The sequence below is a fragment of the Streptomyces arenae genome, from assembly GCF_022343545.1.
GTDB lineage: Bacteria > Actinomycetota > Actinomycetes > Streptomycetales > Streptomycetaceae > Streptomyces > Streptomyces humi.
Window position 1 is genome coordinate 131,702 of record NZ_JAKQYH010000059.1, and the last position, 24,834, is coordinate 156,535.

Annotated in this window: 23 protein-coding genes and 3 pseudogenes; 18 read left to right on the top strand and 8 right to left on the bottom strand. The window is 67.8% G+C overall.

Annotated elements, in window-relative coordinates; all coding sequences use genetic code 11:
* Window positions 1–13: 13 nt before the first annotated feature.
* The 3 genes and pseudogenes from MB828_RS46940 to MB828_RS26705 form a co-directional block, all read right to left on the bottom strand.
* Window positions 14–151 (bottom strand): annotated as a pseudogene (locus MB828_RS46940) (IS701 family transposase); the annotation flags it as partial.
* 52 nt (window positions 152–203) lie between these two features.
* Window positions 204–326, bottom strand: coding sequence for an FAD-dependent monooxygenase (locus MB828_RS26700; RefSeq protein ID WP_301650439.1), 123 nt, complete (start codon window positions 324–326; stop codon window positions 204–206).
* Window positions 327–703: 377 nt separating this feature from the next.
* Window positions 704–1,651 carry a hypothetical protein gene (locus MB828_RS26705; RefSeq protein ID WP_301650440.1) on the bottom strand — a complete coding sequence of 316 codons (948 nt, stop codon included), beginning with the start codon at window positions 1,649–1,651 and terminating at the stop codon, window positions 704–706.
* A gap of 331 nt (window positions 1,652–1,982) precedes the next feature.
* Here MB828_RS26705 and MB828_RS26710 point away from each other — a divergent pair, with 331 nt between their 5' ends.
* The 4 genes from MB828_RS26710 (at window position 1,983) to MB828_RS26725 (ending at window position 7,840) form a co-directional block, all read left to right on the top strand.
* Window positions 1,983–5,708: a hypothetical protein gene (locus MB828_RS26710; RefSeq protein ID WP_301650441.1), complete on the top strand. Its 3,726-nt coding sequence runs from the start codon at window positions 1,983–1,985 to the stop codon at window positions 5,706–5,708.
* A 184-nt stretch (window positions 5,709–5,892) separates the two neighbouring features.
* A complete protein-coding gene (locus tag MB828_RS26715; RefSeq protein ID WP_301650442.1) occupies window positions 5,893–6,825 on the top strand; it encodes an AraC family transcriptional regulator in 933 nt (310 codons plus the stop codon).
* A 159-nt stretch (window positions 6,826–6,984) separates the two neighbouring features.
* On the top strand, window positions 6,985–7,377 hold the full coding sequence (locus tag MB828_RS26720) for a nuclear transport factor 2 family protein (protein ID WP_301650443.1): 393 nt from the start codon (window positions 6,985–6,987) through the stop codon (window positions 7,375–7,377).
* A gap of 217 nt (window positions 7,378–7,594) precedes the next feature.
* A complete protein-coding gene (locus MB828_RS26725) occupies window positions 7,595–7,840 on the top strand; it encodes a hypothetical protein (RefSeq protein WP_301650444.1) in 246 nt (81 codons plus the stop codon).
* Here MB828_RS26725 and MB828_RS26730 read toward each other — a convergent pair.
* A complete protein-coding gene (locus MB828_RS26730) occupies window positions 7,807–8,790 on the bottom strand; it encodes an aldo/keto reductase (protein ID WP_301650445.1) in 984 nt (327 codons plus the stop codon). The two genes, MB828_RS26725 and MB828_RS26730, sit on opposite strands and share 34 nt — an antisense overlap.
* Window positions 8,791–8,882: 92 nt before the next feature.
* Here MB828_RS26730 and MB828_RS26735 point away from each other — a divergent pair, with 92 nt between their 5' ends.
* From MB828_RS26735 to MB828_RS26755, 5 genes and pseudogenes are all read left to right on the top strand, one after another.
* Window positions 8,883–9,470, top strand: coding sequence for a TetR family transcriptional regulator (locus MB828_RS26735; RefSeq protein ID WP_301650446.1), 588 nt, complete (start codon window positions 8,883–8,885; stop codon window positions 9,468–9,470).
* A 58-nt stretch (window positions 9,471–9,528) separates the two neighbouring features.
* The gene (locus MB828_RS26740; protein ID WP_301650447.1) at window positions 9,529–9,720 is read left to right on the top strand and encodes a DUF3303 domain-containing protein; all 192 of its coding nucleotides are present in this window, start codon (window positions 9,529–9,531) and stop codon (window positions 9,718–9,720) included.
* Window positions 9,721–10,075: 355 nt separating this feature from the next.
* A pseudogene (locus tag MB828_RS26745) lies at window positions 10,076–11,065 on the top strand (IS30 family transposase); the annotation flags it as partial.
* A gap of 249 nt (window positions 11,066–11,314) precedes the next feature.
* Window positions 11,315–12,322 carry an IS110 family transposase gene (locus tag MB828_RS26750; protein WP_301650449.1) on the top strand — a complete coding sequence of 336 codons (1,008 nt, stop codon included), beginning with the start codon at window positions 11,315–11,317 and terminating at the stop codon, window positions 12,320–12,322.
* Window positions 12,323–12,511: pseudogene (locus MB828_RS26755) on the top strand (IS30 family transposase); the annotation flags it as partial.
* A 779-nt stretch (window positions 12,512–13,290) separates the two neighbouring features.
* Here the strand turns inward: MB828_RS26755 and MB828_RS26760 are convergent.
* Window positions 13,291–14,217, bottom strand: coding sequence for a LysR family transcriptional regulator (locus MB828_RS26760; RefSeq protein WP_301650450.1), 927 nt, complete (start codon window positions 14,215–14,217; stop codon window positions 13,291–13,293).
* 253 nt (window positions 14,218–14,470) lie between these two features.
* Here MB828_RS26760 and MB828_RS26765 point away from each other — a divergent pair, with 253 nt between their 5' ends.
* The 8 genes from MB828_RS26765 to MB828_RS26800 all read left to right on the top strand — a co-directional run bounded on the left by MB828_RS26765 (window position 14,471) and on the right by MB828_RS26800 (window position 21,645).
* Window positions 14,471–15,238 (top strand): HpcH/HpaI aldolase family protein, encoded by a 768-nt coding sequence (locus tag MB828_RS26765; protein WP_301650451.1) that lies wholly within the window; start codon window positions 14,471–14,473, stop codon window positions 15,236–15,238.
* Between the two features lie 148 nt (window positions 15,239–15,386).
* Complete coding sequence (locus MB828_RS26770; RefSeq protein ID WP_301650452.1) at window positions 15,387–16,355, top strand: cyclase family protein; 969 nt, start codon at window positions 15,387–15,389, stop codon at window positions 16,353–16,355.
* Window positions 16,356–16,369: 14 nt separating this feature from the next.
* The gene (locus MB828_RS26775; protein WP_301650453.1) at window positions 16,370–16,930 is read left to right on the top strand and encodes a nuclear transport factor 2 family protein; all 561 of its coding nucleotides are present in this window, start codon (window positions 16,370–16,372) and stop codon (window positions 16,928–16,930) included.
* Window positions 16,931–16,963: 33 nt separating this feature from the next.
* Window positions 16,964–18,109 carry a zinc-dependent alcohol dehydrogenase gene (locus tag MB828_RS26780; protein ID WP_301650454.1) on the top strand — a complete coding sequence of 382 codons (1,146 nt, stop codon included), beginning with the start codon at window positions 16,964–16,966 and terminating at the stop codon, window positions 18,107–18,109.
* Between the two features lie 120 nt (window positions 18,110–18,229).
* A complete protein-coding gene (locus MB828_RS26785) occupies window positions 18,230–19,510 on the top strand; it encodes a cytochrome P450 (protein WP_301650455.1) in 1,281 nt (426 codons plus the stop codon).
* Between the two features lie 18 nt (window positions 19,511–19,528).
* Complete coding sequence (locus MB828_RS26790) at window positions 19,529–19,843, top strand: 2Fe-2S iron-sulfur cluster-binding protein (RefSeq protein WP_301650456.1); 315 nt, start codon at window positions 19,529–19,531, stop codon at window positions 19,841–19,843.
* Between the two features lie 19 nt (window positions 19,844–19,862).
* Window positions 19,863–21,113: an NAD(P)/FAD-dependent oxidoreductase gene (locus tag MB828_RS26795; RefSeq protein ID WP_301650457.1), complete on the top strand. Its 1,251-nt coding sequence runs from the start codon at window positions 19,863–19,865 to the stop codon at window positions 21,111–21,113.
* Window positions 21,103–21,645 carry an HtaA domain-containing protein gene (locus MB828_RS26800; protein ID WP_301650458.1) on the top strand — a complete coding sequence of 181 codons (543 nt, stop codon included), beginning with the start codon at window positions 21,103–21,105 and terminating at the stop codon, window positions 21,643–21,645. Before MB828_RS26795 ends, MB828_RS26800 begins: the two co-directional genes overlap by 11 nt.
* 264 nt (window positions 21,646–21,909) lie before the next feature.
* Here MB828_RS26800 and MB828_RS26805 read toward each other — a convergent pair whose 3' ends face one another.
* The 3 genes from MB828_RS26805 to MB828_RS26815 all read right to left on the bottom strand — a co-directional run bounded on the left by MB828_RS26805 (window position 21,910) and on the right by MB828_RS26815 (window position 23,435).
* On the bottom strand, window positions 21,910–22,146 hold the full coding sequence (locus tag MB828_RS26805) for a hypothetical protein (RefSeq protein WP_301650459.1): 237 nt from the start codon (window positions 22,144–22,146) through the stop codon (window positions 21,910–21,912).
* Window positions 22,147–22,483: 337 nt separating this feature from the next.
* Window positions 22,484–23,080 carry a fascin domain-containing protein gene (locus MB828_RS26810; protein WP_301650460.1) on the bottom strand — a complete coding sequence of 199 codons (597 nt, stop codon included), beginning with the start codon at window positions 23,078–23,080 and terminating at the stop codon, window positions 22,484–22,486.
* A gap of 145 nt (window positions 23,081–23,225) precedes the next feature.
* Window positions 23,226–23,435, bottom strand: coding sequence for a hypothetical protein (locus tag MB828_RS26815; RefSeq protein WP_301650461.1), 210 nt, complete (start codon window positions 23,433–23,435; stop codon window positions 23,226–23,228).
* A 470-nt stretch (window positions 23,436–23,905) separates the two neighbouring features.
* Here MB828_RS26815 and MB828_RS26820 point away from each other — a divergent pair, with 470 nt between their 5' ends.
* Complete coding sequence (locus MB828_RS26820; protein ID WP_301650462.1) at window positions 23,906–24,826, top strand: ABC transporter substrate-binding protein; 921 nt, start codon at window positions 23,906–23,908, stop codon at window positions 24,824–24,826.
* Window positions 24,827–24,834: the final 8 nt, after the last annotated feature.

Here is a 24,834-nt window from a genome sequence, read left to right on the forward strand (position 1 = left end):
CCTGAATCGACTTGCGGCGCCCGTCCAGCATCAGTCCCCGCAGATAGCAGTCGCCCTTAGCCCGCTGGTCCTTACGCGGTACCGAGGCGAACACATCAGCCACGTATAACGCCAACGTCGCCCGAACACGGTTCACTTCATGTGCGTCCACACACTCAACATGCTCGTGATCAGGACTGATAGGAAGACCTAACGGAGTCCTACTAGACGGTGACCCGGTAGCCGCTCTCAGCCAGAATGCGAGCCGAGGTCGCTCCGGAGGGACCGGCCCCGATGATCAGGACATCCGTCACCTGCTTGTCCGGCGGCTGTCCGACTTCTGCCATCTGCAATCTCCTCGATGATTGCCGGAGCCCTATCGTCCGAACAGGGCCGTCCTGGTTCAGGTGGTGCCGCGCGCCGGGTTTCTGTGGCCACGACAAAGGTGCGGTGACCCACCGAGGGCTCATCGGCGGCACTCATCGTGGGACACACGGTTCGCCCTGTATCCCATTCTGCGCACGGACAAGACGGTGGAGCAGAACCGACCTTCGCAGCACAGCATGCGCTGAACACGGGGCGTCCGCCGACCAGGGTATGCCGAAGGTCCCGACCGTCTCCTCGGTCGGGACCTTCGTCACGTTCCGCAGCCCGGTTTGTCCCAGCCTGCCTTCAAGGCGCGCTCAGAAACATGTCCGTATGGCGGCGCACTGTGCACGTTGGATCAGCCGTCGCTGCGGCAGCGGGTGATCGTGCTGCATCCCCGGGTGTAGGCGTTCGCGGTGGGCGAGTCGAGGTTCGTGTTGAAGTCCCAGTGGGCGCCGGGGTCCTGGGCCGGGTCGTACTGGACGCGGGCCTGGGCGTGGTGCGGGTTGCCCACGAACTGCTCGAAGTGAGGCGCGGTGATGCTGGCGGGTTCGAGGAGACCGGTGGGGCCGTACCTGGCCGTCATCGTGTAGATCTCCACGCCGATGATCGCGTAGTTCGGGATGTGCCGGACGAACGCCCACTCGTCCTGGGAGTGGTAGTGGTCGTACAGGTCACTGCGGTTTCGGATCTGGTCGGGGATGTACATCGCTTGCGACGCCCAGTGGGGATCGATGCGGTAGACGTAGGTGCGGGCCATGACGGTGCCGTGATAGCAGCTCTGCAGAAGATAGTTCCCGATGCCGGGAAGCAGGGCGTAGATGGCCTGCCGTGCTGTCGAGCACCTCCGGGCACCCAAGGCCATCTCAGCCAGGTTGTTCACTCCCTGGCTCCGCGCGAACGACTCGGCCACACTCTGTGTTCCCGAGGTCGAGATGTACTCGCTGGTCAGCGTGCGGTCTCCCTGCACGTGCGACACGATGTCGGAGTTGGTGCCGCGAGACCAGAGGCCGGCGTCGAAGAGCCCCTGTCCGTTGGGCGCGATAGGCGGGCGTGAGTCTCCGCGGTACACCACGCCCGGGAGCGTCCGTTGCGCAACGATGTCCCGGTTGTGCAGGCTGGGGCACTGTCCTGAGCCCGAGGCTTCGGAGAACGCCCCCGAGAAGTTGCCTCCAGGGCAGGGATAGTCCACGGCCTGGGCACTCGACAGCGGGCCGAAGAGGGTGGCGAGCATCGCGATGAGGACCGCGGTCACCGTCGACACCATCGTGCGGTTGCGCCGGCGGGTCGCCGGGGGATCTGACATCGGTGTCGCCGGCGGCCGCGGATGCGCCGCCGTGCCAGGGGGCGTTATCTCTGAGTGGGACATGGGTGCGTTCTCCAGGTTCTTCGGGTGCTCGCCCGGCGTGTGCAAGACCGGGACAGCACTGAGCCTGACAACCCAGGAGTTGTCCGGCACCCCCCTCTCACCAGCGAAAACAACTTTTCTGGCCTCGGGAGGGATGTCTGCCTGGTCCTTTCGGGCTCTCTGACAACGACGCACGTCACAGGCGGAGCGCCTTCCCGGCGAAGCCGGGCGAAAAGTATCTTGTGTGCTGATCGTCATTTACTCCTCTTGTGCGGGAAGGTGCTGATCCGTGGGGCGTCCCGAGCGTCCGGTGGACCCGACGGCAGGCCCCGTGCAGCGGCTCGCCTATGAACTGCGAGAGCTGCGCAGGGCTGCCGGCAACCCGTCGTACCGGACGATGGAGAAGACGGCCGGTTTCTCGGTGACGACTCTGGCGCAGGCGGCGGGTGGCCAGCGGCTTCCGTCGCTCGCCGCGGTCCAGGGATATGTACGAGCGTGTGGCGCCGATCCCGCGGCGTGGGAGCCTCGGTGGCAGGAGACTGCGGCGGAGGTCGCGGGAACACCACGCGACGATGCGGACGCGATACCGCCGTACCGAGGGCTCACGCGGTTCGAGCCGGGCGACCGTGAGCTGTTCTTCGGCCGGGACCGGCTGATCGAGGAGTTGCACGCGCTCGCGTGTGAGAACCGGTTCGCGGTGGTGTTCGGGGCGTCGGGCAGCGGCAAGTCCTCGCTGCTGCGAGCCGGGCTGGTGCCGCGTCTGCGGGAGGAGGCCGAGCGCCACGGGCGACCGGCGGTGCTGCGGATGTTCACTCCGGGGCCTAGGCCCGCCGCTACGTACGGCCATCTACTGGCCCCCGCGGACGGCGAGCCGGAGAGCTGGGTGGTGGTGGACCAGTTCGAAGAGGTCTTCACCCTGTGCCGTGACCGCGCCGAGCGCGGCCGTTTCCTCGATCTGCTGCTTGCCGCCCGTGCCCCCGGTAGCCGGCTGCGAGTGCTGATCGCCGTCCGGGCCGATTTCTACGCCCGGTTCGGCGAGCACCGGGAACTGGCTCAGGCGGTGCGCTGCGCCGCTCTGCTGGTCGGGCCGATGAGCGCGGAGGAGCTGCGCGAGGCTGTCGTCAGACCGGCGCAGGCGGCGGGGCTCGTCGTGGAGCGTGAGCTGACCGCGCGGATCGTCGAGGACGTTCTGGAGGAACCCGGCGGACTGCCGATGCTGTCGCACGCCCTGCTGGAGACCTGGCGAAGGCGCAAGGGGCGCATGCTGACCCTCGCCACATACGAGTCGGCCGGCGGGGTGCGCGGCGCAATCGCGGCGAGCGCCGAGGACGTCTACGGGGAGTTGTCCGAGGCGCAGGCGCGCTTCGCTCGGCACCTGCTGCTGCGGCTGATCGAGCCGGGCCAAGGGGACGCCGACACCCGGCGACCTCTCACCCGGAGCGAGCTGGCCGAGTGGCCGGACCTGGAGGTGCAGCCGGTGGTGGAGCGCTTGGCCCGCGCCCGGCTGCTGACCGTTGACGAGGACGGGGTTCAGCTCGCCCACGAGGCACTGATCACCTGCTGGCCCAGGCTGTGCGGCTGGATCGAGGAGCACCGGGATCGGCTGCGGCACCACCGCCGGCTGACCGAGGCCGCCACCGCCTGGATCGAGCACGGCCGAGACCCCAGCATGCTGTACGCGGGCACGCGGCTGGCCCATGCCGAGGAGCTGTTCCAGAGCGACGAGGATTGGTACGCCGGCCTGACCACGCTGGAGAGGTCGTTCCTGTTCGCAGCGGCCAGGCAACGGGCGGCGCAGCAGCAGGCTGCTGCCCGCTCCCGGCGCCGGGGCCGGACTCTGGTGACAGCTCTCTCCGCTGTTCTGGCGGTGGCGCTGGTCGTGGGCTTGGCCGCTTGGCGGTTGGCGGAGGTCAGCCAGCGGCAGCGCGTTGACGCTGCGGCTCGCAGGGTTGCCGAGGTCGCCGACGCTCTGCGCTCGACGGACCCGCGCACCGCGATGCTGCTCGGAGCCGCCGCCTGGGAGATTTCACCGCTGCCGGAATCCCGTGCGGCCCTGCTGAGCAGCCTGGCCCAGCCCCAGCCGACCACCTTCACCGACCCGGAGCCCGGGACAGGGTCGGCACGGTTCCTCGTCGGATCAGGGCGCACCTTGCTCAGTACCGACGGCCGTACCTGGCGAACCTGGGACGTCGTCCGCGGTCGCCGCACCGCCTCGGGCGAACTGCCCGGGGGCGCAGTCATCGCGGCCGCTCCGGACGCGCGTACCCTTCTGATCAAGATGGCCAGCGGTGCGCAGCGGCTGTGGGACACCCGTGCCGCACGGTGGGTGGGTGTCCCGGCCCCGGCCGGCACTACCGCGACCTTCAGTGCCAGCGGACGAAGCTACCTGGTCAGCGGCCCCGACGACCGGGTACGGCTCTACTCCTTCACCGACGGCAAACTGCTCTTCCAGACCCCGGTCGCCGGGGTGATGCACGCCACGGTCGACGCGAGCGACCGGCAGGTGGCCGTCTGCCCCACCGGTCAGACTCCGCAGGTCTGGGACATTGCCCGCCACCGCCCTCTGCCCGGTACTTGGCAAAGCACCACCGGCATCTGCGGCGACCCCCGCACCTCCCTCATCCTCGCCGGACAGCATCTCGTGGCCCTGACCAAGAACGATGTGCGGGTATGGGACACCACTTCCGGCCGCCTCCTCGCCGCCCTCCCCGAACCCGGCGCCGCGCAGGCCGCTCTGAGCGCGGACGGGAACTTCCTCGCGACCACCGACAGCCAGGAAGTCCGCCTGTGGCGGCTGTCCGCCCCAGGCGCTCCGGTATTCCGGTACAACCGGGGCGACGGGAAGCCCCCGAACGGCTTCGCCTGGGACCCCGAACACCCGTTCCTGCGCTGTCTCGTCGGCGGCACCGTCCACACCCTCGACCTCACCCGGACCGTCACGCCCGCCTGGCGTGCTCAGCCTCTCACCGCGGTTCGGCTCGCCCCGAACGGCCGTACGCTCGCCACCGCCGAACGCATCGGCACCACCTACGTGTTCCAGCTGCGTGACGCCCGCGACGGCCATGTCCTGAGCACACTGCCGCCCTCTCCACTACCCGCCTCCCCGGATCGCAGACACCCCGTCGTCGGCGCGGACACCGTGCCCCTACTCGCGTTCGACCCCGAGGGGAACACGCTCGCGTACGGTGTCTCGGCACCCGGCCGGACGACCGCATCGCAGCGCCTCACCGTGTGGGATGTGTCGGCCGACCAGCCCCGAAGCACGGTGGACCTGGCCACGGCGCAGTCAGCCCCGGCCGTGGTCGCGATCGCCCTGGGGCCCGGCGGGCGCACCCTTCACACGGTCCGCACCGCAGTTCCCGGTGCGGCGGACTATGAGACGTGGGACATCGCTGGGCAGCGAAGAACCGCCGTCCTGCCCGGTCAGGTCGGTGCCCATCTGGCCGTCAGTCCCGGGGGCCTCGTCGTGACCGACAACGGCGTCATCAGCGCCGGCAGGACGGTCACCTACGACCTGGTACAGAACGACGCGATCGGCGCCCTCGCCTTCGCCCCTGACGGCTCCCGCCTGGCGGCCGGAGACCAGAGTGGCCATGTCGCCCTGTGGACCGACAGACTCCAGCAGCGCACGGGCATCCTGCGGAACGTCTTCCCACCGCCCGGCGACATCGCCGCCCGCTCTCCCGAAGCCGTCAGCGCCCTCGCCTTCAGCCCCGACGGCCGCACTCTGGCCGTGGGCGGCGACGCGGGCACCCTCCAACTCTGGGACACCGCGACCCAGCAACCCCTGGGCAGCCCCCTCCCCACTCCCGGCGAGCGCATCGACACCCTCGCCTTCAGCACCGACAGCGGGACCCTCTACGCCGGCAGCGCCCATGTCCCCCTTCAGCGGTACGTGGTGGATCCCGCCCGCGTCGTGTCGGACATCTGCGCCCGGTCCGGCGGCAGCGGCCTGACTCCTGCCCAGTGGCACACGTATGTCCCCGACGCGCCGTACCACCGAGTGTGCGCGTAGCGCTCGCCCCTGCCACAGAACAGCGCCAGGCTGCATAGCTGCGGTGCATGGAGCAGGCCAGCCTCATCGTCGGTGAGGACGAGCAACATGGACTAGGGCGGACTAGGCCGTGTCTGGTGGGGTGGGGCGGCAGGTCCGTGAGGGGGTTTGTTCGGGATGGCTGGTGGGCTCGTAGGCTGGCTCGGTGGACGACCTGTTGACCGATCTGATGTCTCGTGTGCGGGGTCGTGGGACGGCCCTGGCGCGGTGGGCCGCGGCCTCGGACGAGGCGGGGGTGCGGATGGGCGCTCCGGCCCCGTTGACGCTGATCGCGGTGGTCCGGGGCGGTTGCGCGGTTGCTCCGGACTGCCGGGACGCCGTGATCGTGGGGGCCGGTGAGGCGGTGCTGTTGTCCGGGGCCGGACCGTACACGGTCGCGCCGGTCGCGGGTACGGTCCCCGACCTGGTGGTGTCGGGCCCCGACCGGTACACGGACGCGTCCGGTCGTCCCGTCTCGGGGCCCGCCGTCACCGGCACCCGCACCTGCGGGTATCCCTCGGACGCGGGGACGTCGTTGATCGTGACGGGTTCCTATGCGTGGGCCGCCGACGTGGGCGAGCGGCTGTTGGCCGCCCTGCCGCCGGTGACGCTGCTGCGGCAGGAGGAGCTGCCCGCCGAGCTGCTCTCCCTCCTGGCGCAGGAGACCGCCGTGGACGCGCCCGGCCAGCAGGCCGTACTGGACCGGTTGCTGGATCTCGTGCTGGTCCGCGCGGTCCGGGCGGTCTTCGCCCGGCCCGGCACGGTGTCGCCGCCCTGGTGGCTGGCACGGGCCGATCCGGTCGTGGGGCCGGCCTTGCGGGCCCTGCACGAGCGGCCTGCCGAGCCGTGGACGGTGCCCCGGCTGGCGGGCGTCGTCGGGGTGTCACGGGCGACGCTGTCCCGGCGGTTCGCCGACCGGCTGGGCACGAGCCCGATGGCCTACCTCGCGGACTGGCGGATGACCCTCGCCGCTGATCTCCTCGCCGACCCGCACACGACGGTCGCGGCGGTGGCCCGCGCGGTCGGCTACCGGGACGAATCCTCCTTCGCCACCGCCTTCAAGCGCCTGCGCGGCCACTCCCCGGCCTCCCGCCCCTGACCCCGTGGGGCCCGGCGGCCTCCCCCAGGGCGCACCTGAGCCGATCGCGAAGGTGAGTGAGCATTCCGGACCTGGCCGGGGCCGCCGTTTCCGGGTGTGCTGGAGGGAGAGCCTCCGGTCGTCGGGCCGGGGCGCGGAACGTGGAACGGAGTAGGTCGCATGCTGACCGACCAGGTCAAGAAGCAGGTCCTCCAGCGGTACATCGACTGCTGGAACGACGGCGACGCCGAGGGCGTCCTGGCCCTGTTCGCGGACGAGGCGACGGCCGAGGACCCGGTCGGCACGGAGGTCGCGGTCGGCATCGAGGCGATCCGGGCGAAGTTGCTGCCGGGCAAGGAGCAGGTCATCCGGATCACCCTGGACGGGCCGATCCGGACGACCTACGGCAACCGGGCCGCGATGGCCTTCACCCTCGACTGCTGGTTCGGCGAGGAAGCCAAGCGCATCAAGGTCATCGACGTGATGACGCTCGACGACGAGGGGAAGATCCTCGCCCTGGAAGCCCACTGGGGCGACGACGACATCGAACCCCTCCCCGCCGACCAGCACTGACAGGTTGATCCGGACCGCGGAGTCCTTTGGTGCCCTTCCGCGGCCCGGCTCGGTGACGCAAGACGGGGCCTGACCCAGATACGCCAGAAACCCGCCACGTGATGATCTTGGCTACGGCCGAGGTAGCTGACGCGGTTCGCGTACTCGCGGCGGGCCTTGGCTGTGCCGGGATCGCGGCGGTGTTGTCGAGGAGCTGGCTGCGGTCGAGGAGTTGGCGGTGTATGGCGGGGACGGCGCTGACGCGCAGGGTGTAGCCCTGGCCGCGTCGTACGGTCACGCCCTGGTCGAGCGCGGTCCGCTCGGCGGGCTCCAGTTCGGCCGCTCGGAGGAAGTCGGCGACCTTGCCCGGCACGTCCTGACGGCCGCCGGCCGGGACCGCGCAATGGCGGTCCCGGCCGGCGGGATCGGTGTCCTGGCCTGCGGGGCGGGTCAGATCCAGGTGGGCATGGCCTGGTCGGCGTAGCGGGCGCCGAAGCCGCCGCGGGGCAGGATCTCCTGGATGGCGGCGAGGTCGGCCTGGGTGAGGGTGACGTCGGCCGCACCGGCGTTCTCCTCGATCCGGGCGGCGCTGCGGGTGCCGGGGATGGGCACGATGTGCTCACCCTGGGCGAGCAGCCAGGCCAGGGCCAGCTGCGAGACGGTGATGCCCTTCGTCTTGGCCAGCTCGTCGAGCCGGTCTACGGCCTCGACGTTCTTCTCGAAGTTGCCGGGCAGCCAGCGCGGGTCGTGGTTGCGGTAGTCGCTCGGGTCGTACTGGCTGGCGGGCTTGGCGCTGCCGGTGATGAAGCCGCGGCCGAGCGGCGAGTAGGCGACGAAGCCGATGCCGAGGTCGTCCAGGACCGGGAAGAGCTCCTCGACCTCGCGGGCGAAGAGGCTGTACTCGGTCTGCAGGACGGAGACGGGCTGCACGGCGTGCGCGCGGCGGATGGTCTGCGGCCCCGCCTCGCTCAGGCCGAAGTACTTCACCTTGCCCGCGTCGATCAGCTCCTTGACGGCGCCGGCGACCTCCTCGATCGGGACCTGCGGGTCGACGCGGTGCTGGTAGAAGACATCGATGCGGTCGGTGCCGAGGTAGCGCAGGCTGTTGTCGGCGACCTTGCGGATGTTGTCGGGGTGGCTGTTGAGGGCGCCGCCGTAGGGGTCGGCGGCCAGGTCGAAGCCGAACTTGGTGGCCAGCACCACCTCGTCGCGGAAGTCCTTGACCGCCTTGCCGAGCAGGATCTCGTTGGAGCCGGTGCCCATGCCGTAGAGCTCGGCGGTGTCGAAGAAGGTGACGCCCTTCTCGTGGGCACGCTGGACGGCGGCGACGCCCGCCTGCTCGTCCGTGGGGCCGTAGGCCATGGTCAGGCCCATGGATCCGTAGCCGACCGCCGAGACCTCAAGGCCCTGGGTACCGAGTGTCCTGTGCTGCATGACGCACTCCCATAGTCAAACCAAACTGTCTGGTTCGACCGTAAGCCCGGCTCACCGCCGAGTCAAACCGAACGGTTTGGTACGATCGGGGCATGATCTCCTCCACCGGCGCCGACTCCACCCGCGACCGAATCGTCGCCGCGGCCACGGCCGAATTCGCCCGGCACGGAATCGCCGGCGCCCGCATCGAGCGCATCGCGAAGGCCGCGAAGACCAGCAAGGAGCGGGTCTACGCCTACTTCCGCGGCAAGGAGGAGCTCTATCGCTTCGTCTCCGGGCGCGAACTCGCCGCGATCGCGGAGGCCACCCGCATGGACCCCGCGGACCTGCCCGGCTACGCGGGCCGCATCCACGACTACTTCACCGCCCACCCCGAGCGGCACCGACTGATGGCCTGGGGGCAGCTGGAACTCGACCCCGACGGAACGACGGACGACGACCCCATCCGCCAGACGATGGCCCACAAGACCGAGCAACTGCGCGCCGCGCAGGAAGCGGGACACCTCGACCCCGCCTGGGATCCGCTCGACGTCCTCGTCCTGGTCAACCAGATCGCCACCTCCTGGGCCAACCAGCCCGGCCTCGCCGCCGGGATCCCCCCGCAGGAACGGGCGGCATACCTGGCGTCTCGGCGCACCGCCGTCGTAGCGGCCGTCCAGCGCCTCTTCCCCTCAGCTTGAAATTTGACGTCCGACTCCGGTCGTGGGAGCGGGCTGTTCGGCCCCTGGAAAGACGCTCATGTTGTTCATGATCATTGAGAGGTTTCGGGGCGGAGGCGCGGCGCCGGTGTATGAGCGGTTCCGTGAGCGCGGCCGGATGGCGCCGGACGGTCTTCGCTACATCGACAGCTGGGTCGATGCCAGTTTCAGCCGCTGCTTTCAGCTCATGGAGTGCGACGATCTGAGTCTGCTGCTGGCCTGGGTCTCCTAGTGGAACGATCTGGAGGACTTCGAGGTCGTCCCCGTCGTCGGCAGTAGTCATGCCTCTGCAGTGGCGAACATGATCAACGATTAGCCTGCCGTTGATCTGGTGCGCCGGGGCTTTGTTCCGACCTGGCGGGGGCTGGTTTCTGATAGGACTGCAAGCTCAGCCTGGGCGTCACTCGACGGGGAGCGTGACCTCCGGCCCGAAGGGGTGCCACGCGGGGCCGGTCGCCGCAACCGACGCGGATCGCCTGCCGCGCGCACCGTGCCACGGGGCGGCCGCGAATGCTTTCAACAAACCTTGGCACCCTCAAGTGATCAACGCACCACCCACGGATGATCATGTGATCGTGGAGGCACAGGTGCGTGACTACGGGTTTTCGCCGGCTGAGCAGGATGCGATCTGGAGACGCTGGCGCGAAGGGCAGTCGTTCAGCTTGATCGGGCGGGCGCTCGGGGCACCGATGCAGAACGCCCGTCGGTTCCTGCACCAGAGCGGCGGAGTCCGCATCGCCCCGCAGCAGCGATCACAGCGGCATCTGAGCGGCAGCGAGCGCGAGGAGATATCCCGCGGCATCGCCGCCGGCGAATCTGGCCGGCAGTTGGCCAGGCGGCTGGGCCGATCGCCTTCGCCCGTCTCCCGAGAGATCGCCCGCAACGGAGGCCGGGACCGCTACCGCGCCACATCCGCCGATGAGGCCGCCTATGCGCGCGGGCGCCGTCCCAAGCAGGCCAAGCTCGCCCAACGACCGGCTCTGCGCGCCTTGGTGGAGGCGAAGCTGGCTCTGTGCTGGTCTCCCGATCAGATCGCAGGGTGGCTGCGACGTCAGTTTCCTGGCGACACCACCATGCAGATCTCGCACGAAGCGATCTACCTCTCGCTCTACGACCCTCGTCGCCGCCAGGCAATCGACCGCAGCCTCACTCAGCGCCTGCGGTCAGGCCGGCCCATGCGCCGCCCGAAGATCGCCCGTCGGCCCACCGGACGGGGCATCATCCGCGGCATGGTGTCCATCACCGCCCGCCCCGCCGAGGCCGAGGACCGGAAGGTCCCCGGTCATTGGGAGGGCGACCTCGTGATGGGCACCAGGCCCTCGGCGGTCGCCACTCTCGTCGAGCGAACCAGCCGCTACACGACCATCGTCGCGCTGCCGGACGGCATCAAGGCCGAGCAGGTCACCCCGCACCTCACCAGGAGCCTCCTCGGCATCCCACCCCAACTGCGGCGGACGCTCACCTGGGACCGCGGCCGCGAGATCGCCGAGCACCAGGCCATCACCACCGAGACCAGGATGCCGATCTACCTCTGCAAGCCGCGGAGCCCGTGGCAACGCGGCACCAACGAGAACACCTATTGGTGCAGCCTTGGCGGGCCGGGCTTCTTCGACGGGAGAGGTCCGGCGGGATCGTCGGGTGACTCGGAGAACACGTGCCGAAAGGCTTTCCGTTGAGATGTCCACGGCGGTCCACAGGGCGAGAGCCCTGGCCGGGAATGACTTGATAGAAGCCTGCTGAGCCGTCAACTCGCAATAGGTCTGTCCCCTGGCCAGGGCCCTCGCGTCTGTCCCGTCATCCGCGACAGCAGACAAGAGGACAACTCGATGGTGACAGTGGGGATCGACCCGCACAAGCACGTCCACGTCGCAGTGGCCGTCGACGCTGACGGCAGGCGGCTGACCAGGCCGTTGACCGTCAAGAACGGCACCCCCGTCACCTGGGCCATCGAGGACGGTCGCGGCTTCGCCCGCCGCCTGGCCGACGGCCTGCGGCTGACCGGCCACGAGGTGGTCTGGGTCCCCACCAGGCTGATGTCCGCCCACCGCAAGCTTCACGCCGCCACCGGCTCGAAGTCCGACCCCGTCGACGCCGCCGCGGTCGCCCACGCCGCGATCGCCACCCCCGGCCTGGACCGTCACCGCATCGACGACCGCGTGCGCGAGCTGCGCGTGCTGGTCGACTCACGGGCCGACCTCGTCCGACGCCGCACCATGGTGATCAACCAGCTCAAGGCATACACTCACCTCTGGCTCGACCACACACCAGGCGACCTCACCCGCCGGCCCGGCATGACCTCGCTGACCGCGCTGGTGGACACCACGGACGTGAGCGCCCACGTCCGCCGGGTGCTGACCGAGATGATCACGGAAATAGGCGAGCTGAACAAACGCGTCCGCGGACTCGAAAACACGATCCGGGACCTGGTAACCCCACTGGCACCCGCGCTTCTGGAGATCACCGGGATCAGCCACGTCTCCGCGGCGGTCCTCCTCGCGGAGATCGGCGACATCACCCGCTTCACCAGCTCAGCGAAGCTCGCCCGCTACACCGGAACCGCACCGATCCCGGTCTACTCCTCAGACAAGGAACGCTACCGACTGCACCGAGGCGGCAACCGGCGGCTCAACAGCGTGCTCTACACGGCGTCCATCGTCCAGCAGCGATTCCACCCAGGCGCACGAGCACTCCTGGCCCGCCACGAGCCGACCAAGGGAGCCCGCGGAGCCCGGCGCATCCTCAAACGCCACCTGATCGACGTCATCCACCGCGCCATGGCCCAAGACCGAGCCACCTGGCAGCACCACATCACCCAACACCAGCTCGCCGCTTGACATAGAAGCGTCAACCGGCTGCTTCGGCAGTACCTCCCCAAGGGCGCCGACCTCCGCACGTTCAGCCAAGCCGACCTGGACGCCATCGCTCACGAACTCAACCACCGTCCGCGCAAGACCCACGGCTACCGCACTCCGGCAGAGGTCTACGCTGACCTCCTGAACAGCAGTGATGCGCTGACCGCTTGAGCTCGCCAACTCCGGACCATCGTTTGACGACATCGCTTCGAAGGGGCGGGCCCCGGCGGCGGCTCCGTCCGCGCCGGGGGCTGTCACGAACGGCCCGGCTATGACTGCGAAGGTCGGTTTTGCTCCACCGTCGTGTCCGTGCGCAGGATGGGATACGCGGCTAATCGCTGCGCCGTCCGAAGCACCTCTACGCCGACCGCGGCTACAACCACGAGAGCTACCGCGACCAGGTCCGACGGTTCGAAAGCACCCCGTACATCGCCCCGACGCGGCACCGAAGACGACTCCGGACTCGGCGTCACTTCTGAGTCGTGGAAGGCGCCATTGCACTACTGCACTGCTTCCGCCGCCTACGCATCCGCTGGGAGAGCCGCGACGACATCCAGCAGGCCTTCATCACACTCGGTTGTGCCGTCATTTTCTGGCGACGACTGAGGACCCCGCTCTGATTCCAGTCCAAAGTTCGGTGGAATCTCACGTCACGAACTCGCGCCAAGCACAAGGAGGCGGAATGCTCGCTGACTCGTCGGCCCTGGCGGCCGGAAGGCGGCATTCTGTCGGACAGCGCTGGGATGGAACAGATCTCGCTGTGGGCAATACCGCAGCCGGTGAATGTCGTGTCTAACCTCGAAGTTTCGTGACGGTCCACCGACGGAGTCGGTGGACCGTCACGAAACTTCGAGGTTAACGAACAAGGGGTCGTTCGGACGATCGACGAACGCCAAGATTCTGGGTGTTTCCCCGCCCGCGGTTCGTTGGCGGAGTCGGCGCGCGCTGCCTTATCCCTCGGACGTCGACTGGCTCCTTTCGGCGGAGACCACTTCGGCCATCAGAGCGTAGATTGTATCCACGATTCGCCTCGCTGTATCCGACATCTGCTGGTTGGCGGGCCAGATCAGCCCCCAGTCGAGAGGCAGGTTGCGAATTTCGCAACCTGGTACTGCGACGAGTCCGAGGTCGGGTCGGATGGTCGGGAACGCCATGCTGCTGATCAAGACGAAATCTGTCGCGAGAGCGAGCCGAGCGAGGAGATCGTAATTATCCATCTCTATCACGGGGCCATACACCGGAAGCCCCGAGAGCAGGTGCTCGGCGTCGAGGTCGCGGAGAAATGTGCCCGCTGCGACAGGAAACTGCGGCAGCGACTCATTGACATGCCCCGTTGCGAGGGGATGTCCCTCGCGGACAAGCAGGCCGAGCGCACCTCCTGGAACCTTGGAGGTATCAAATTCGTGGGCCGCCGCGAAGTGGTCGGACCCCGCAGGGATTCCTCCGGTGAAGAATTCGATCTGCCCGCCGCGGAGCAGACGGCGGAGTTCGCTGTCTGATTCGACCGTGATCCGGTAGCGAAAGCCGAGGGTCTGGAGCGCCGGAAGCAGGCGCGGCAGGAAAAGCGCAGCCGCCACGGAACCCATTCCGAAGCGCACCTGACGATCCCCGCCCCCTCCAAGGAGTTTGAGCGCTTCGGCGTCCGCAGCATTCCGGCTCAGCACGGCCTCCGCCATCCGTACGAATTCCACACCTTTCTCGGTCAAGCGGGCACCGAACCTGCCTCGTTCGAAGATCTGGATCTCAAAGTCCCGTTCAACGGCCTGCACGCTCCGCGTGAGCGCGGACTGTGAGAGCGGGATGGCGGCGGCGGCGGCACTGTAGCTGCCCTCGCGAGCTACCGCCACGACGTGGCTGAGCCGGTCCAGATCGATCACGGTCACCCTCCTTGACTCCACGGAGTCGAGATCCTCCATGCGTCACACGCATGCAACACAACAATACTTGCATTGGACACAAGCATGGCAGGCCCTGTCTCATCGAGGTCAGAGCGAAGCCGGACCAGGCTCATTCGGACGATCTCGTGGCGCGGCGGACAGGCGACACGCTTGCGTCGCACACCGACACCGAGGCCGCGAGGGGTAAGTCGAGCAATGGGGCGCCGGACCGAGGATGGAAGGACTTACCAGCATGACGAGACGGGCCAGGGCGGCTTTCGAAGAGATCATCAACGCCGGTCGTGCACCGGTCGGCGCCTTTGTGATGTCGACGGATCCCAACACGACGACGATCTACGGCCGTGCTGGGTACGACTGGGTGCTCATCGATCGGGAGCACGGGATCATGGACGAGTCGGCCATGCGTGCGCACCTGCTCGCCGCCGACGCGACGGGCCTCGTCCCCATCGTGCGGGTGCTCCACAACAGCTCTCCGCTGATCCAGCAGGCGCTCGACGCGGGCGCCCAGGGCGTTCTGGTCCCGAAGATCGGATCGGCCGATGACGCGGCGCGAGCAGTCGCGGCCACCCGCTATGCGCCGGGCGGCCGGGGGATGTGCCCGGTGGTTCCCGCTGCGGGCTTTTCCGGGAACGGCTGGGGCGATTACGCCTCGGACCTGAACGGCAACGTCATCCTGATGCCGTTGATCGAGTCGCGGGCCGGTGTGGACAACATCGACGAGATCTGCGCCGTCAAAGGCGTCGACTACATCTTCTTCGGACTCGCCGACCTCTCGCAGGACATGGGCATCGACATGCTGGACGACGCGGACACGCTCATCGGTATGTGGGAGAAGGTCGTGGCCGCAGCGCGCCGGCACGGGGTGCGCGCGGGCGCACCCCTGGGTTACGGGTTCGATGACCTCGCCGACTTCGGAAGTCTCGACAGCGACTTGGGGTCGCTGCGCTCGGCGGCCGATCTGGCGCTGACGCACTGGCGAGAGCGCCCCCAGCAGCACTGATCGGCGCACCCACGACTCGATACCCCCTGTACCGGGGCACGGCAGGCCCGCCCGCCGACCAGATCGATGCCGCACCGGACACCTCCGGGCCGGCACGGCACAGAACCCGGGCGATCGACCGATCCCCGCCAGCATGAAAGAGGAAAGAATGAACGACCGCGCCGGCGCCGAGCAGATCGAGGGATATTTCAAGTCCCTCTCCAACTGGGGGCGTTGGGGAGAAGACGACCGTCTGGGGACGCTGAACCTCATCACTTCGGCCGTGCGCCGCGAAGCCGCCGCGTCCGTGCGACGCGGTGAGACGGTGTCGCTGGCCCGGGACCTCGATCCCCAAAAGCCGGATCCGCTTCACTCCGGCGTCACGCATCTGGAGCGGCGGTCGATGGTCGGCGAGGTGGAGCACATGCTCGGGCGGCGCGCGCGGTGGGACGCGGTGGCCGAGAGCATCGAGATCAGTCCGCACGGCGGGAACGCGCACCTCGACGGCCTGGGCCATTACAGCTGGGACGGAAAGCAGTACAACGGTTTCCCCATTGCTGATTCGAACGACGAGGTGGGTTCGAAGCACCTCGACGTCCGGCACGCGAGTGACGGGATCGTGACGCGGGGCGTGCTCCTCGACATCGCGGGGCTTTTCGATGTCGAGTTCGTCGAGCGGGGCTACGCCATCACCCCGGCCGACCTCCTCGCCGCGGAGAAGAGGCAGGGAGTGCGCGTGCGCTCGGGGGACGCGCTGCTGATTCACACCGGTAATGCCGCAGCGATCGTGAAGCACGGCCCTCTCTATTCGACCGAGGAGAAAGGTGTGCTCGACGGAGTCCAGGCCGGACTCGACGCCGCATGCCTGCCGTTCCTCCACGAGCGGGACATATCGGTGATGGGCGCGGACGGCACTCACGACGTGCAGCCGCCTCGACTGGACGATTTTGATTTCGCGCGGCCGATCCATTCGGTATGCCTCGTAGGAATGGGACTGTGGCTGATGGACAACCTGAATCTCACCGAACTCGCCGAGACATGCGCGAAGACACGGCAATGGGACTTCCTGTTCACGGCGCTCCCATGGCGATTCGTCGGCTCCACCTCAAGCCCCCTCAATCCCGTCGCGGTCCTCTAGAAGGGAGCAGCACCATGTCCGATTCGGATCAGTTCTCTGTTGCGCGTACCGAAGACCGCGCGGAGATACAGCACCGCATTCATCAGTTCTGCCGAGCGGTCGACCGAATGGAGCTCGACGAACTGCACGAGGTGTTCCATCCGGATGCCTATGACGATCACGGCGTGTTCAAAGGCACCCCCGCCGGCTTCATCGAGTGGGCGAAGAAGCGACACGCGACGATCGCCTTCTCGAGTCATCACGTGAGCAACATCTACATCGAGTTCGCGTCGAAGGACGAGGCGTTCGCCGAGACGTATCTGCTGATCTGGCAGAGCGTAACCCCGAGTTCCAGCATCATGGCAGGCCCTGCAGACGCGACCTCGTACGAGATGCTCTCCAGCAACCGGTACGTCGACCGTTTCACCCGCCGGGACGGCCGCTGGCGGATCCAGACGCGGACGGTCGTTCCCGGCTCCGCGATGCGGCTGAGCGACGACGCGCCCCCCACCCTTGCGGACGGCTTCGTCCGCTACACGAGGGACGAGCATGATCCGGCCGAGCAGCTCCGCCTCGGGCTCGGAGTGAAGGAATGACCGGAACAGACGAGAGCGAAGCGAGGCACTGACATGGCATCTTCTGCCACCGCACTGGTGCAGACAGGCCCGATGGCCGTCGAGTTCCAGGAATTCCCCCTCCCCAGTCTCGAACCCGGAGCGGCACTGCTGCGTATCGAGGCGAACGGGATCTGCGCGAGCGACATCGACGCGTACGAGGGCCACGGCGGGGGCATGGACCCGTCGGACGAGAAGCAGTATCCCCGGATCAACGGGCACGAGATCGTGGGCGTCATCGAAGAACTCGGCCCGCTGACTCCGGACCGTGCCGGACTCAAGGTCGGCGACCGGGTCGCGGTGAACCCGTGGCTGGCGTGCGGGTCGTGTCCACCGTGCCGTCGCAGCGAGCCGCAGTTCTGCGTCGGGATGGAGTTCCGCCCCAGCTGCTACGGGTTCATTCCGACCTACATCTCCTCGGGCCTGTGGGGCGGGTACTCCACCCACGCCTACATCCACCCGCGCACCATCCTGTATCCGTTCCCCGAGGAAATCGATCCCCTGGACGCCGCCCTCTGGAACCCTCTGGCCAACGGCATTCAGTGGGCCGTGCGAGACGGTGGCGTCGGGCTCGGCAGCCGGGTCGCGGTCCTCGGCTCCGGCCAGCGCGGACTTGCCTGCGTCGCCGCCGCGAAGGCGGCCGGCGCGGGTCTGATCGTGACAACCGGGCTGAGCCGCGACCGCCACAAGCTGGACATGGCCCTTCGGCTGGGCGCCGATGCCGCCTTCGACGTCGAGACGAGCGACTTCGTGCCGGAGGCCCGCGCGCTCACCGGCGGAGAAGGGTTCGACGTGGTGATCGACACCTCGCCCGGTGCGGAACAGCCAGTGATCGACGGCCTCAACATCCTCCGTTCCGGAGGCACGTTCGCCTCGGCCGGCATCAAGCATCACGACCTTGAGCGGTTCCCGATCGACCTGGTCACGACGCGCGGGATCCGGATGATCGGGGTACTCGGTGCGAGCCACGAGGCGTTGGCGATGGCGGCGGACCTCATCATCTCGAAAGCCCTCCCGATCGGAGAGCTGCGGACCCACGTGTTCGGCTTCGACCAGTTCGCCCACGCACTCGACGTTCTCAAAGGCAAGGTCCCGGGAGAGAAGTCCATCAACGTGGTCGTCACACCCACATTCACCGAGGCGACGTCGGACACCCGCTAGTTCCCCTTGTCGGTTCGAAGGCACGGACGAGTACCTGCGGACTCGCCGTCCCTGAGCAGCACAGTTCGCTTCCACCCCGCCGCGGCGGGGCGGGCTACATCACCTAGGAAGGCAGTACCAATGACGACGGACTGGACGACCGTTGACAACAACCTGCTCAATCCAGCCTGGTACCAGAGCCGCGACTATCACGCCGCCTTCAAGGCCTTGCGCGACGAGGATCCGGTTCACTGGGCCGTGGACGAGCGCTTCGGCCGCAACTACTGGGTACTGAGCCGGTACGACGACGTCAAGGACTACCTGCTCGATCATGGCCAGTTCAGCAGCCGCTGGCAGACCCGGCCTCCGCGCAGCCCGAAGAGGCTGACGCCGGAAGAGCGTCACGAGCTGGGGTACGACGTCGGCATCGCCTTCAACGACCCGCCGATCCACACCATTTACCGTCGGCCGGTCAACAAGCACTTCAGCGTACCGGCAGTCAAGCGGCTCGGTGAGGACATCGACCGCATAGTCGACGACATCGTCGCCGGCGTGGCTTCCCGGGGTGAGGCCGACCTGGTGGAGGACATCTGCGCCGAACTCCCCGTGCGGGTCATCTTCAACATGCTCGGTGTACCCGAAGAGGACTGGCCGATGCTGCGCGAGGCATGCTGGCAGTGGCTCGCAGCGGCGGACCCGCGCTGGGTCATCGACAACGACCCGATCAAGACCTCGCATTACGGCTTCACGCGCCTCGCGGACTACTGCACGAATCTGGCCATCGAGCGCCGAAACAATCCCACCGACGACTTCGCCACCGTCATCGGCAACCTTGAGATCGACGGCGACAAGCTCAGCATCCACGAGATGAAGCACTGGTTCGTCACGCTCATCGTCGGCGGTCTGGAAACGACCCGCAACGCCGCGGCAGTCGCAACCTGGCAGTTCATGGAGAACCCCGACCAGCGCCAGCTGCTGCTCAACGACCCGACGTTGACCGCGAGCGCCGTCGAGGAGTCCCTGCGGTGGGTGAGCCCCACGAAGAACCGTCTGCGCATCGCCAACGAGGACATGGAACTGGGCGGCAGGCGCATCCGCGCCGGTGACTGGGTCATCGGCCTTCTCGCCTCGGCGAACAAGGACGAGCAGGTCTTCGCCGAACCCCACCGCTTCGACATCACCCGCACCCCCAACGAGCACCTCGCGTTCGGCACCGGCATCCATCGGTGCCTGGGCCGGAACCTGGCCCGCCTGGAGCTGGCGGCCTTGTTCCCCAAGCTGCTGCGGGCCCTCCCCGACCTGGAGCGGACCGAGCACGGCGAGCCGGACTGGATCGCCGACGCGACCGTGACGGGCTTCACGCGCATGCCCGTGCGGTTCACACCGGTGCACGACCTGGACCGCGCCCTGACGCACGCCTGATCGGAAAGGAGCAACTCGATGCCCAAGGTCCAGTTCAAGACCAGCAGCGGCGAAGTCCGCACCGTGGACGCCGACGAGGGCGAATCCCTGATGCAGGTCGCCGTGCGCAACGGGGTGCCAGGAATCCTCGGGGAGTGCGGTGGCGAGCTGTCGTGCGCCACATGCCACATGTACATCGCCGAGCCCTGGGCGACGCATTTCTCCCCGGCCTCGGACGACGAACAGGATCTGCTGGAGATGGCCGATGACCGTCGGCCCGAGAGCCGCCTCGGCTGCCAGTTGAAGGTGTCGGAGTCGGCCGACGGACTCGTGGCGGAAGTCGCCCAACCCTGATGTGTGAAGGAGCTGTTCCATGTCTGAGCACTATGACGTCCTGATCGTCGGTGCAGGCCAGGCCGGTGCGCAGGTTGCCGGGGAGTTGGCCGACGCAGGCTTCCCCGGCACCGTGGGGATCGTCGGTGCCGAGGACACCCCGCCGTACGAGCGGCCGCCACTGTCCAAGGGGTACCTCTCCGGGGAGGCCTCCGCGGAGAGTCTGCTGCTGCGTCCGGCGGACCGCTGGGCCGCAGACGGTGCCGAGCTGCTGCTGGGCACCGAGGTGATCGAGGTCGACCCGTCGGAGCACATGGTCACCACTGCCGGGGGAGAGCGCCTCGGATACGGACGCCTCGTGTGGGCGGCCGGCGGCCGGGCACGGATCCTGCCAGTGCCTGGCGCGGACCTGGACGGCGTCCACTACGTGCGCACCCTCGCGGACGCGGATCGGCTGAAGACCCAACTGCCCACCGCGCGGCGGGCCGTGGTGATCGGCGGCGGGTTCATCGGTCTGGAGGCCGCCGCCGCGTTCGCCAAGGCCGGCCTGGACGTCACCGTGGTCGAGGCCATGGACCGGCTCCTCGGTCGTGTCACTTCGCCGGTGGTCTCAGAATTCTTCGCCAAGGTCCACGGGGAGCACCAGGTCGACGTGCTCTTCGGACACGGTGTCACAGAGATCACCGGCAGTAACGGCGCCGTGAAGGGAGTCGCCCTGTCCGACGGCCGCACCATCTCGGCGGACATCGTCGTCGTAGGCGTCGGTCTGGTGCCGAACGTCGAACCGATCATCCAGGCCGGCGCTGTCGGCGCCAACGGAGTGGAGGTCGACGAGTCCGGCCGCACCACGCTCCCCGACGTATTCGCGGCCGGGGACTGTGCGAACTTCGCCAACGCCCACACCAGGCAGGCCCGGATGCGACTCGAATCCGTACAGAACGCCGTCGAGCAGGGGCGCGCCGTCGCCCGTGCAATCCTGGGCATGGACCAGCCCTCACCTGCCGTTCCATGGTTCTGGTCGAACCAGTACGACATCAAGTTCAAGACCATGGGCATCCTCACCGGCTACGACACGTCCATCGTGCGCGGTGATCCGTCGTCCGGCCGGTTCAGCGTCGTCTACCTGCTCGATGGTGCAGTGATCGCCGTGGACACGCTGAACAATGTCCGTGACTACGCGCAGGCCAAGGTTCTGATCAAGAGCCAGGCCCAGGTGGACCCCGCAGCGGTGGCCGATCCCACCGTGCAGCTCAAAGACCTCGTAGCGAAGAGGCCAGCGGATGTCGCATGAACTGGGGCTGTCGGGGCAGCTCGTCTGGGGCGTGAAGTCAGGATTCCGCGAATACGTCGCCGCCGTGACCGACGGCGCCGAGTCGACAACTGACGGGGTGCGCACGAACGAAAGCGGGGCGTTCGTCTTCAGCCTCGATGACGCGACAAGCCTCGACAACACCTCGGGACACGGCACACTGAAGTTCCGCGGAAGTGTCGTCTTCAGCGCGTATCACGGAATCCTGCTGGTGCGCGTCCGGGACCCGTGGATCACCCTGGACGGGGACGGCGGAACGGTATCCATCATGCACCCCGCCTATCGGGAGCCCACATCGGAACGTCAGGCAATCGGTACCTTCGATGGGGTCCGGCGCGAGGTGGTGCCAGGTGCCGTCAACTGGAGCATCGACGTGCCCCGCATGACCTATGAGGGGACACAGGCCTTCGGCGACGTGTACCCGGTCGATGCCCCCTTCGACCCCATCGTCATCACCCTTGCAAAACCCGGTCCACGCGCTCCCACTGCGTTCGCACGCAGGGCTTCGGCCTGAAGTCGTTCCACACGGCTTGGCAGAGCAGCCGGCACCCGTCGGCTACGCGGACTTCGCCGAGGGTACCTACATCGACCGGGTGCACAACCCAGCCCTGCTTTGACGCTCTGGCCTCGGCCTTTCAGTTGGGTCTGGCTGTACCGGGTTGATGGCCGAGGCCACGTCTTCCTCGCCGTGTGCGTTCGTCGGACATGGCAAGGACCCCGACCCGGCCGGGCCTCCGAGGAGCCTTGGTTCGCGTGTGGGCAGGGACGCCGTGCTGTTTCAGGTGACCGGCCGGGGCAGGGCATGTAGCCGGGTGAAGACGGTCGCGAAGGTGTGACGCCAGGGCCAGATGGCGGTGATCCGTAGGTGCAGGCGGGCGGGCACCGCGGACGATGCGGGCGGCGGTATGCAGGAGCTGGCGGCGCAGTCGCTTCGGGTCGGCCGGGGCCAAGCCGCCGTCCAGTAGACGATCTTCACCATGGCCCCGCCGACCCGCCCGAGCACTCCTGGGCACACCAGCCCGCCCTAACTGCAGTTTTTTACGAGCGCATGACCGCGGCCGGGGATCACGCCAGGCCCATCCCAGTCTCCCCACCCTCCGCTACTGCTTCCATTTGTCGTTCCTGCGGCAGCCGAGTTTGACAAAGCAGGATGCGGGGCGCCCGACCAAGATGCAGGCACGTCTCGATGCCTCCGACGTCTACCAGCTCGTCGAGGAACGGCCGTGCCTGCTCCCTCCTCCGGGCCGACCAACGGAGTCTGTGAAGCGTCGGCAGACGCCGTGACGTACTTGAGCGTGGTGCATCGCCTGGCGTCGGCTCCAGGTCACAGGGGTCGGGCCGAAGGGATGGGGTTACGAGAAGATCTCCCAGGGGCCGGCGCGGTTGGAGCGGGCGCGGAGCATGCCGTACTGGTCGCCGGTGTAGCCGACTTCGACCGAGACGAACAGACCGGTGGCTGCTGACTGGAGGGCGTAGTCGTCGGAGGGGTAGTCGGCGGTGAGGCACAGGTTGAGCTGCTCCCTGGGGCCGATGCCGTCGACGTCCGCGCGGAGCATGCCGGACTCGTCGCCGGTACCGGCCGCTCCGGCGGTCGTGAACCTGTGGTCGCCGTTCGAGGTGATGTGGGCGGGGACGCAGTTGGCGGTCACCCGGACCGTTCGGTTGAGTTCGTACCTCCAGGTCAGTTCCTGCTGGTGGTCCTTCCCCCAGCTGCGGGTGTGCACGGGTCGGTGCGGGGAGCGTCGCTGTTGGGTGTCAGGGGTGGGGTAGGTGATGTTCTCCATGACGACGGCGCCCGCGTTCTTGCCGTCGTAGGCCATGGTCTTGTGTTTTCCCTCGTTGTAGAGCGCGAACTTGCCGGTGTCGCCGATCTGCAGCCATTGGCAGTGCGGATCGGCGGCGTTGTAGTCCGGCTGTACGCGGGTGTTGTCGAGAAGGGGTCGGCGCACAGGATCTGGTTCTTCCAGCGCCCGTTGTAAAGGACGGCCGCGGCCTGGTAGATGGTGGGCGCGTTCGTGGTGCGGGCGAGGTCGGACCGCAGTTCGTCCATGGCCATCTCCAGCCCGGCGCCCGGCGCGCGGACGGCGTTCCAGGTCAGTGCCTGCGGGGGACCGGGTCTGTCCAGCCCTGTACCTGGACGTGGTCCTTGCGGGGGGTGTCGCTGCCGGCGGCCTTCGCATCGACCTTCCAACGGCTGTCCGTGTAGGACTGCAGCGGGTTGGCCCCCTGGCTGCGGTCGCCCCGGGAGAAGTACTGGCTCTCGTCGATCACCCAGCCGTCGGGTCGACAAGCGGCAGTATCCACTCACGGCCCCGCCTCTGCGCCGGCAACGGATCCCAGAGTGGGCTGCTTCGCGAACTGCGGCAGGTTCTGCCCGTGGCAGTCCGGCAGCATCGAGGTCATGGGCCCGGACGGACTTGCGGCGGCCGTCCCGTACGAGCCCCCGCAGGTACCGCCCTTGGCCGCCGGTCCCTGCTCGGCAACGCCGCGAACACGTCCGCCACGTATAACGGCAACGCCGTCCGACGCGGCTCACTTCATGTACGTGCACACACCCGACATGCTCCTGAACAGGACCGACAGGAGTCCTAACGCAGCCCTACTGGGCAGGTGCACGGCAAACCTACGGTATTTCCTCGCACATGCACATTAACAGCGTCATGCAGGCGTCCTTACGCTGTGCTACCTCGGCAAGCGGGAGGCCGCTTGGCCAGTCACCTGGCGTCCGACGTGTCACTGGTTGTTGACAACCATCCTCCGGAGGAGCGATTCGAATGATCAACGTCACGGCTGGTCGACGACGGACCAGTACCGCCCTCATGGCCACCTGTGTGTCTGCCCTGTTCTTGGCCGGTTGTGGTGCGGCCTCAACTGGAGGGGGCAATGCCTCCGCGAGTACTACCAACGTCAAGAAGAGTGCGCGACTGGCTGCGATGTTGCCGGAGGACATCCGTAGCGCGGGCAAGATTTCGGTCGCCACTGATCCGACGTATCCGCCGTTCGAGTCGCTCGACGCGGACCAGAAGACCATCATCGGCCTGGACGCCGATGTCATCAGAGCCGTTGCCGCGCGCCTCGGGGTCAAAGCTGAGTTCAAGACCACCAAGTTCGACTCGCTCATTCCCGGCCTGGCCGCCCACCGCTTCGACCTAGGAATCTCGGGCATGAGTGACACCCCGGAGCGGGAAAAGCAGGTCGACTTCGTCGATTACTTTACAATCAGCGGTGTTGCGCTGGTCCGCTCGGGCGATGCGCTGGCAGCAGCCGCCAAGCTCACCGACTTGTGCGGCGACCACCAGGTCGGAGTCCAGCTCGGTACCGTCCAAGTGGACACGGCCCAGCAGGCCGCAACCGAGTGTGCAGGTCTCGGCAAGCGGCCTTTCGCCGTCGACAAATTTCCCTCTATCCCCGACAGTGCGCTCGCGCTGACGAACAAGCGGGTGGATGCGGTCCTCACGGACGACGTCTCGGCGGTCAACACCGTGGAACAGTCCAAAGGCGGCTTCGAAGTTGCCAAGATGAGGTTCGGTAAGGGCCCCTTGGGCATCGTCTTCTCCAAGGAGAGCACCCAGCTGCGTAACGCGGTGAAGGCAGCGTTGCAGGAACTCGTCGGCGACGGCACTTACACCGACATCCTCAAGAAGCACAAGCTCGGGGCCGGAGCGGTAGAGAAGATCACCGTCAACCTGCACTGATTCGAGTG